Here is an 8,661-nt window from a genome sequence, read left to right on the forward strand (position 1 = left end):
TGTCCAATTCTCATTTAGATTCTATTTTTTGGACATCTGCCGCAGATGTACTAAACCGGACAGTATTTTTAATTGTTTATTATTTATAATATTTTTTATCAATTGTAATTTTTTGAAATTATTTCTCTCCTTTTCCGGTTTTATTTGGCTGAATAACTATTCCGTTTTTATAAGTAAAATTACCTATTCTTTTACTGTTGATGTCTCGTTTTACTGTTTTTTCATCCACTTCAAAATACTGTGCAATAGCATCGATCGTAACAATACTGTCTTCGGCGGCAAACTGGCACGCATCAAATGCCTCCTGATACCGTGATCTTCTTTCCGAAGCACTCCGTGTTTGGCTTTCCAGCCCTTTTTTACCACGTTCTTTTTGAGATAATTCACTTGGCGTCTTGGCATCCTGCAGCGTCCCGCTGCGGTCAATCTTGTGGATTGGATAATCGAACCAAACATTAAGCGGATCAAACGACTTAAATTCCCGCAGCGTTCCTTCAAGCCGCCATGCGGTACGCCCTAAACTATCATTCACGTCGAGCTGTATCATATCAATCAACGCGTCCGGATCACGGGCAAATACGCCGGATCCGCTGGCGCGGTCCATAGAACGCTTGGCCCCCTGCGCACCTTTACTGTGGTGGTGACAGTAAATGACGGCACATCCCAGTTCTGTACAAACTTTATCGAACTGATTGCAGAACATGGCCATCTGATCCGCACTGTTTTCATCCCCTGTAATGATCTTATAAATCGGATCAATTACGATGGCGATATAATTTCCTTTTTGCGCCCTGCGGATCAATTTAGGTGCCAATTTATCCATAGGAATTGATTTTCCGCGCAGGTTCCAGATGTCAATATTTTTGATATGATCTGCTTGTAAATCCAATGCCTCATATACGTCTTTAAAACGGTGCAGACAACTTGCCCGGTCCAATTCCAAGTTCACGTACAGCACACGCCCCATGGAGCAGGAAAACCCCATCCAGTTTTCTCCTTCCGCAAGAGCAATACATAATTCAATCAGTGCAAATGATTTACCGGCTTTAGACGGACCCGCCAGCAGCATCTTATGGCCCTGTCTAAGTACGTCGGCAATAAGCGGCGGTGACAGTTCCGGAAGGTTATCCCATTCCGACGCCAGTTGTTCTATATCCGGCAGGTTATCATTTACTTCTTCTACCCAATCATGCCATGACTGGAAATCAGACTTGCCGATATTGGTCGCAATCAGGAATTGTTTATTCCCGTCCCGCTCCACGCCCGGAAGACGTGACAATCGGGACGGATTACGGTTTTGCCTGTCTATTTCCAGTCCGTTCTTTTGGCATACCTGATAGAGGTAGTCCACACGCTTGCGGTATTCCTCATAATTTCCAGCATCGATATGGACAATGGCATGCAGTGACTTTTTCCCGCTGTGGACCAGACACGCGATGGGAAGTTCCAGTTTCGTCATAATGGCGTACTGTTTTTCGATATCCAGCGTATCCGATTCTACTAATGCGTAATTAAATGCGGTTATATTGTCATTGGATATGCCGTTACCATCGAGCGGGTTAAATCGTACCCATGCGCCCGCTTTCGGCGTTGTATCGCCAAATACAAGCGAAATATCCCCATTACATTTCCCAAGTTTATCAATGATTTCGCCTGCCGTCTTTTTGGCAATCCCTTTGGTCGGGAAATACCGTCCTTCTTTTTCCCATACATCTGTGACGTACCCAACAATATCTGTACTGTCGAATAACGTAGAAAGATACGTCGTAATATCATGTACCGGATCCCATTTTTTACCCGGATCCGTAATTTCTTTTCCTTCTACCCATTCGCTGTCGACAATGATATATTCACTGTCACTGCCAACGATATCGTCCCAGCTCAATACCCGGTCATCCGTAGAAGTCGACTTCCAGCCGCCCTGTTTTGCAAGTTCTGTGATCGTTGCGCCGGTAATGCCACTGCCGTTGGTGAATCCTTTCCACTTCGCGGCGCATTCGCCGCGGTGCCACCGCCTGGTATCTTTGGACGACCACGCTTCCCAATCGGAAACCGGATACCCTTCCTGCTTCAATCCCATGCCGACTTGGATCCATTCTTCATAGGAGCAAGAAGATGGTTCTATATAATTTAATAATGAAATTAAATTTAGTTTACTCATAATGAGTTCCTATATATTCGTCGAGTATTTGCATAGCCACATCGTCAATCCGATGTTCTGCCATTTCCACATATTCCGGATTTAATTCAATTCCCACATAATTACGGTTGTTGTGGATAGCAGCTACACCGGTAGTTCCACTTCCCATGAACGGATCGAGAACAATACCTTTTTCAGGACAACCGGCTAAAATACATGGCGTAATCAATTCTTCCGAAAATGTTGCAAAGTGAGCGCCTTTAAATCCTTTGGCGGAGATTTCCCATACATCACGTTTATTTCTTAATGGACGATAATCATACATGTTGCCTGACTTCGTTCGGTAAAATTTATCAGGATTTTCTGTATATTTTTTACCTCCATATCTTGAATTTATAACTGCTTTCATTGGATGGCTTGATCGTGGATGACGATTAGAACCTAATTGATTTTCAATATTTAGTTCTTTAACTCTTTTCTCTGTTGATTTGGAAATAGGTTCTTTTATCGCGTCATTATCAAAATAATATTTTGTCTGTTTTGTCATGAGGAAAATATATTCATGACTTTTTGTGCAACGATCGCGTACACTTTCGGGCATGGGGTTTGTCTTATGCCAGATAATGTCTTGGCGTAATATCCATCCGTCAGACTGCAGTGCAAATGCCACTTTCCATGGAATTCCAAGTAAATTTTTTCGTTGCATATCTGTACAAATTGGCAATGGATTTTCTGCTGAACCTTTATTAGATAACTGTTTTTCTCCGGTTGATTGCGGATAATTACTTGCTCCTTTTCCGGATCCAGAATAACTGTCTCCTAAATTCAGCCACAACGTTCCATCGTCCTTAAGAACACGTCTTACCTCATGAAAAACCGATACGAGATTATTGATGTACAAATTGTAATTAATTTCTAATCCTATCTGTCCGTCCATGCCATAATCACGCAATCCGTAGTATGGTGGAGATGTGACGCAGCAGTTTACTGAATTATCTGGAAACTGTTTTAATATTTCCAGCGCGTCACCGCAATATATTTTATTTTGTTGCATGAAATCACATCCTTATTGGTACTCCGTTTCGTCAAACCAAGTAGCTTCCATATCCGCCAGATGCAGTGCCGTTACCAATGGCGACTGGCGCTGCGCTGCTCCCAGTAATTGCAGTCCGCTATAAGAATCACACGCCATGTCAAACCGTCCCATATGCCAGCGAATGGCAAGCATTTCCTCATCCGACAACTCTATATATTTGCTTAATATCATTACGGATTTTTCGCCATGGCCTAAAGGATGGTTATCATTCCATACATACGTTGGATAGGATTCCCATCTGCCGTTACTATCTTTTCGCCATTTTGTTTCAATCTGATATGTCCCAATTTTACATACATCATGAAGAATGCCACAAATAAATAATGTTTCATGTGGGTATCTTTTAATAGAAAAATGAGTATCATTTCTTACAAGTTGATATAATCTCATGTAAACGTTAAGACTATGTTCAGCCAATCCTCCTGGATATGCACAATGATGTTTTGTAGACGACGGATCCGTAAAAAATGTAGATTCATTTAAGTATTCAATCATATTTTTAAGTTTTTCTTTATTTTCTAATCTTTTTAAAACGTAAACATATTCGGTTAAGATGGTTTCCCTTATATCTTTGATTTTAAAATCCTGTACTTCTTTGGGCTGTTTCATCCATTCTTCAAGATTCATATAGCCGTTCTCCTTTCCATACTTTCCGGAACAAATTTAGCTGGACTGACACCTTTTGGGATACGCCACCCACAGGCTGAAATACGACTGATCATTTTAGTAGCATCGGAAAACTGCCATGTCCCTACATGCTGGAAGCCTCTGCTCTCCAGCAGCCGTATCTGTTTCGGCGTTGCCAGTCCTGCGTCTTTGCGGGATGTTAACTTATCCATAATCATTTTTGCTTTTCCGGCATTTTCTACTTCGTCAGGAAAAATACCGAATTTTTCTAATACCTCTAATTGTTTCGGGCTTGCCGGTTCCAGTTCCCACGGGAAATTAGGCACATAATTGGCAAGGTCTTCCGCTTGGATACTCATAGCGAACTGCAGCGGATCCACCAATTTACGTTTGCGTTTTTTCATCATGGACAATTGTTCTGCCAACGCTTCTTCCCGTTCGCGGACGACATCGGTTTCCGCGTCCTGTTCCAGTTCTTCCAGTTCCATCGGGCCAGCATTCTCCGCCAGCTTTTCTGTCATTTTTTTTGCGATATCTATACTGCCGGTAATAAGGTTTGCCGGGCGGCATAGATCATGCCGTTCTGTCATCCATAAAAAATCTAGTAATAACAAATGGTCTTTGCCTTCATTCAATCGCGTACCCCGTCCGACAATCTGTTGATATAAGCTGCGGCTTTTCGTTGCCCGCAAACACACAATACAGTCTACCGAAGGACAATCCCATCCTTCCGTTAATAGCATCGAGTTACATAAAACATTGTATTTTCCTTGGTCAAAGTCTTGCAGTATTTCTTTTCGGTCTGTACTTTCCCCGTTTATTTCAGCCGCCTTGAAACCGTGTTCGTTTAATATATCGCGGAACTTTTGAGACGTTGCCACCAGCGGAAGAAATACTACCGTTTTTCTGTCAGCGCAGACACGTTCCATTTCTGCAGCAATGGATTCCAAATACGGATCCAGTGCGGTTCCTAAATCACCTGCTTTAAAATCTCCAGCAGACATTCCTACGCTGCGGATATCAATGTTAAGCGGAATGGTCTGTGCCATAATTTTACATAAATAGCCTTCTTTGATCGCTTTCGCCATACCATATTCAAATGCCAAACTATCAAAAAATGTACCTAAATTTTTCATATCAGCACGGTCACTTGTTGCAGTAACTCCTAATACATTTGCATTAGGGAAATGATTCATTACTTTCAAGTAGCTTTTTGATATAATATGGTGTGCTTCATCGACGATAATAGTATCAAAATAATTAGGTGGAAACATATTTAAACGTTTTTCACGTGTTAATGTTTGTACGCTTCCGACCACTACCCGATTCCACGACTGTAAACACGACTGTTCTGCTTTTTCGACACTGCAGCGTAGTCCGGTTGCTTGATAAATCTTATCGGCTGCCTGATCTAATAATTCACCCCGATGAGCCAATATAAGAACCCGTTCGCCTAATCTGACTTGATTTTCCGTTACTTTGGCAAAGACAATAGTTTTGCCACAATTATGGGTAATTGTAAAATCTCCCATGACATATCGATTGTTTCCATCAACTGTAAAACCAATATATTTGTCATACTTGTAATACTCGACACTAAATCCAGTTACTAATACATTCTTTTTTTGTTGTCTTTTTGGTGCTTTTTTCCTAAGTACTCTATTAGGGATAATGGAGCAATCACCACTAATACTTACTCGATAGTAAATCCCCGTAAAATTATTACATTGTTTTTTGCATGATTTAACATATGCAGCTAATCCAACAGAACGGCACATATAAGCTAAATCATCGGCAAGTGTTTTTGATTTAGATATAAAATCATATCCACTACACGTCAGACTTCCATCGCTATCAAGTAATCCTGCAATTACATCAAGTCTAGTTGTTATATCAGCCAGCTTATATTGAAATGGCACTGATTTATCATTTGATAATTTATGTCTTAATCCCAGTAAATTTAATTGTTTTATAAAATCGTTTCTTTTCCATTTTTCTTTACTTGAAAAGTGATAGGTAGTTGCTTTTCCAGCTGGTGTGGTTCTAATTGATAAATTATATTTAAGAGATTGTTCTTTTATTATTTTTACAACTTCTGGCTCAGGAGTAGTAATATTTACAGATGCACCGTTTAATCCCCCATCACCTAATAAAATTCCTAAAAAATAAGCATCAAGATCATAGTGGTAATTGTTATTTGAAAAATTTTCAATTGCCGAAGATCGTAATAACTTATATAAATGCTTTTTCGTTTTACTCCAAGATAACCATTCTTTTACAGTAACATCAATTATTTCCCTTCCCCTCGCCCTACTTGGACATTTGGGATGATTGTCTTGAGGAGTCCTAATAAGCGTAAGCATATGATTTTCATCAACAATAAAGGGATTTCCTTTTATAGGAATTATTCTATATAAACGGCCAGTTCCATGAATAATGTTAAGTACTTTTCTAGGATTCCCATCATCACCCATTAACATATCATTACTAGAAATATCTTCTACTTTTTTTATTTTCCCATTTGCTAATAGCAATTTTTGTCCAATAGCATGACACCCTGTTGCCATTACACATAGCGTTTTATTGTTGCCTTCGTCCCATTCATGCAGGACGGCGGCAACCGCCGCCTGCTGATAGGCTCTTAATTCCATTGTCATTAAAATGCACCCGGTTTCCATCCGGAATCTTCTTTATCGAAATATTTCTTGATGCGATTATATTTTTTTGACTTGTATTCCTCTGTATTAAGCTGAAATTTCCCTTCTTGTCCAACGGAGGCATCAAACGCCGCAAGATAACTCATATCTAAGGACTGCCCTTTTTTCTGAATGCCAACGGATCGCAGAAAGGATGACAGCCGCCATTTCATTTTTGCAGTCAGCTCAATAAAATCAAGAATCTGTGTTTGTCCTGCATCGGATTGCACAACAAGCGTAAGGATCACCTGTGGAATAATGTTGCCGTCTTTCCCCTCTTTTTCTTTCTTTTCATACTTAGCAACAGCAAAGTCGTAATTGCCATCTGGCAATAATGTGAACTCCTTACTTTCGACATCCTCTCCAACCTGTTCATTCCAATCAAAAACTTCTGTATTGTTTTCAGCCATATCAAATTACCTCCTAAAATGGTACGTTCTCTTTTAATAATTGGATTGCTTGAATTAATCCCTTATTCCATCCGGCAATTAAGCAGCCATTAACAAAATCATCCGGCAGGCTCTTAAATGGTGTACCGGCAGGAAAATACCCTTTATCATACACAGCGCGCATAATATCTTCTTGTGTGACATGATCATGTTCCATAAGCTGCCGAAGTGCCGGCGGAATAGTTTTCTGCTGCAGTTCCGGAATTGGATCTGATTTTGGCTTGTTCGGCTTGGATGTATTGGGTTCCGGCTTGGTGGCCGTTTCTTGTTTGGGCTTATCTGCAGCAGCGGGCTTTGTTGCTTTTTGTTCTGGTACAGGCGACTGTAAATTGCCCTGATATGCCGGATCCCCGGGAATAACCGCTGCAATAGCCTGATACTCAAACGGTAGTTCGTCCGGAAGATTGCAGCGGTTCTTTGCATCCCAGCAGGGATTATGTGTCGTATACATCACACGTTTGCCGCCGCTGACTTTCTTCTTATCCGTTCCTTTTTCCTCGTAGATAATATACTTATAATTGGCAAACAAAAGTATATCTGCCCATTCCTTAACAAGTGGCGTTGTCTGTTTATTCAGCTTTAATTCATAGCGGTCAAACGGCGGATCATTGGGACGTTCCTGTTTCCGGGTAGTCGAATGGGCTAAAATAACAACGTTTTTGCCTTTTTCAATACTGTCCTGCAGCAGATTTAAAAGCTTTCCAATTTGTTCTTTATTAAAGGTATACCCTTTACCGTATCCAAATGATTCAATACTGGATACCTGGTTTTCCTTGCAGATTTGCTCTAAAGACAATTGTTCCGTCCAGTCAATAGTATCCAGTACAATTGTTTTATAATCGCTGTTGGTAGCGTCTTTAATATCATTAATTACCGCTCCAAATGTTTCCGGTTTTTCGGTTCGATCACAATTGATCTGATTCGTGCCGCCTTCGACGTCAATAAATATAGGTTTCGGAAAATGGTTGGCAAATGTAGATTTGCCAAACCCTTCCGGAGCGTACAAAACAACTTTTACAGCTTTTTCTATTTTTCCGCTGATTACTTTCATGCAATTTTGCCTCCTTCATCACCGTCAAACAAGCCCATTTGTGCGCGATGACCAGCTATATACTGGTTTGCTTCGGATATAATAGCAGCAATATCCTGATCGATATTTTTGTTGTTTGTTGGATATAGCACATCCGATATGGTTAACTCCCCTTCATATCCGGTTGCATTTCGGATGGTACATTCCGGCGAAAAGCTTTTTAGATCTTCGTCCTTATATTTAAATGCAACAGAATGGATGTCCATGCGTGTATTTTCTGGAATTCCCATCACAGGATTGTATTGAAAATTTTTGAAATCATCCCGTAATTTACGCAACGCTTCTCCAAATTCCGGCCGCGGTGTTTCCTCGCATTTCAGCGAATATTCGGCATCATTGTCATCCATAAACTTAATAAATATCCTTGAATTGAGATATTTAACACTTTTTATGGTCCATTTCTCAAACATATGCGTTCCTCCTTTTAAAATTTACCAGGCTGCCATGTGGGTTTAGGTGCAGCATCTACAATTGGCTGTTCCTGTCCTTTGATATATCCATCTTCAATAATAATGCTGCAGTCATCCCCGGCAGTTACCCGTGTTGCAATGACCTGCAGTCCT

The 8,661-nt window shown here is 40.6% G+C and carries 7 protein-coding genes; all 7 read right to left on the bottom strand.

Going from position 1 to position 8,661, the window contains the following annotated elements; translation table 11 throughout:
• Positions 1-118 precede the first annotated feature (118 nt).
• Genes AB840_RS10100 through AB840_RS10130 form a run of 7 tightly spaced genes read right to left on the bottom strand, consistent with a single transcriptional unit; the run spans position 119 to position 8,508 of the window.
• Positions 119-2,161 (bottom strand): AAA family ATPase, encoded by a 2,043-nt coding sequence (locus AB840_RS10100; RefSeq protein WP_048514718.1) that lies wholly within the window; start codon positions 2,159-2,161, stop codon positions 119-121.
• Positions 2,154-3,194 carry a DNA-methyltransferase gene (locus AB840_RS10105; protein ID WP_053078163.1) on the bottom strand — a complete coding sequence of 347 codons (1,041 nt, stop codon included), beginning with the start codon at positions 3,192-3,194 and terminating at the stop codon, positions 2,154-2,156. The genes AB840_RS10100 and AB840_RS10105 overlap by 8 nt, the downstream gene beginning before the upstream one ends.
• Positions 3,195-3,206: 12 nt before the next feature.
• A complete protein-coding gene (locus AB840_RS10110; protein ID WP_048514719.1) occupies positions 3,207-3,863 on the bottom strand; it encodes an HD domain-containing protein in 657 nt (218 codons plus the stop codon).
• Positions 3,860-6,520 carry a DEAD/DEAH box helicase family protein gene (locus tag AB840_RS10115; protein ID WP_200809970.1) on the bottom strand — a complete coding sequence of 887 codons (2,661 nt, stop codon included), beginning with the start codon at positions 6,518-6,520 and terminating at the stop codon, positions 3,860-3,862. Before AB840_RS10115 ends, AB840_RS10110 begins: the two co-directional genes overlap by 4 nt.
• Positions 6,520-6,969, bottom strand: coding sequence for a DUF669 domain-containing protein (locus AB840_RS10120; protein ID WP_048514720.1), 450 nt, complete (start codon positions 6,967-6,969; stop codon positions 6,520-6,522). The genes AB840_RS10115 and AB840_RS10120 overlap by 1 nt, the downstream gene beginning before the upstream one ends.
• A gap of 13 nt (positions 6,970-6,982) precedes the next feature.
• Positions 6,983-8,059, bottom strand: a complete 1,077-nt coding sequence (locus AB840_RS10125; RefSeq protein ID WP_048514721.1) for an ATP-binding protein — start codon at positions 8,057-8,059, stop codon at positions 6,983-6,985.
• Positions 8,056-8,508, bottom strand: coding sequence for a hypothetical protein (locus AB840_RS10130; protein ID WP_048514722.1), 453 nt, complete (start codon positions 8,506-8,508; stop codon positions 8,056-8,058). Before AB840_RS10130 ends, AB840_RS10125 begins: the two co-directional genes overlap by 4 nt.
• Positions 8,509-8,661: the final 153 nt, after the last annotated feature.

The organism is Megasphaera cerevisiae DSM 20462 (genome assembly GCF_001045675.1).
GTDB classification, from domain to species: domain Bacteria; phylum Bacillota; class Negativicutes; order Veillonellales; family Megasphaeraceae; genus Megasphaera; species Megasphaera cerevisiae.

Bases quoted from the DNA above. Each gene is read 5' to 3' on its own strand.
- AB840_RS10125 (WP_048514721.1), bottom strand. From the start codon at position 8,059: ATGAAAGTAATCAGCGGAAAAATAGAAAAAGCTGTAAAAGTTGTTTTG.
- AB840_RS10120 (WP_048514720.1), bottom strand. From the start codon at position 6,969: ATGGCTGAAAACAATACAGAAGTTTTTGATTGGAATGAACAGGTTGGA.
- AB840_RS10130 (WP_048514722.1), bottom strand. From the start codon at position 8,508: ATGTTTGAGAAATGGACCATAAAAAGTGTTAAATATCTCAATTCAAGG.
- AB840_RS10100 (WP_048514718.1), bottom strand. From the start codon at position 2,161: ATGAGTAAACTAAATTTAATTTCATTATTAAATTATATAGAACCATCT.
- AB840_RS10105 (WP_053078163.1), bottom strand. From the start codon at position 3,194: ATGCAACAAAATAAAATATATTGCGGTGACGCGCTGGAAATATTAAAA.
- AB840_RS10115 (WP_200809970.1), bottom strand. From the start codon at position 6,520: ATGACAATGGAATTAAGAGCCTATCAGCAGGCGGCGGTTGCCGCCGTC.
- AB840_RS10110 (WP_048514719.1), bottom strand. From the start codon at position 3,863: ATGAATCTTGAAGAATGGATGAAACAGCCCAAAGAAGTACAGGATTTT.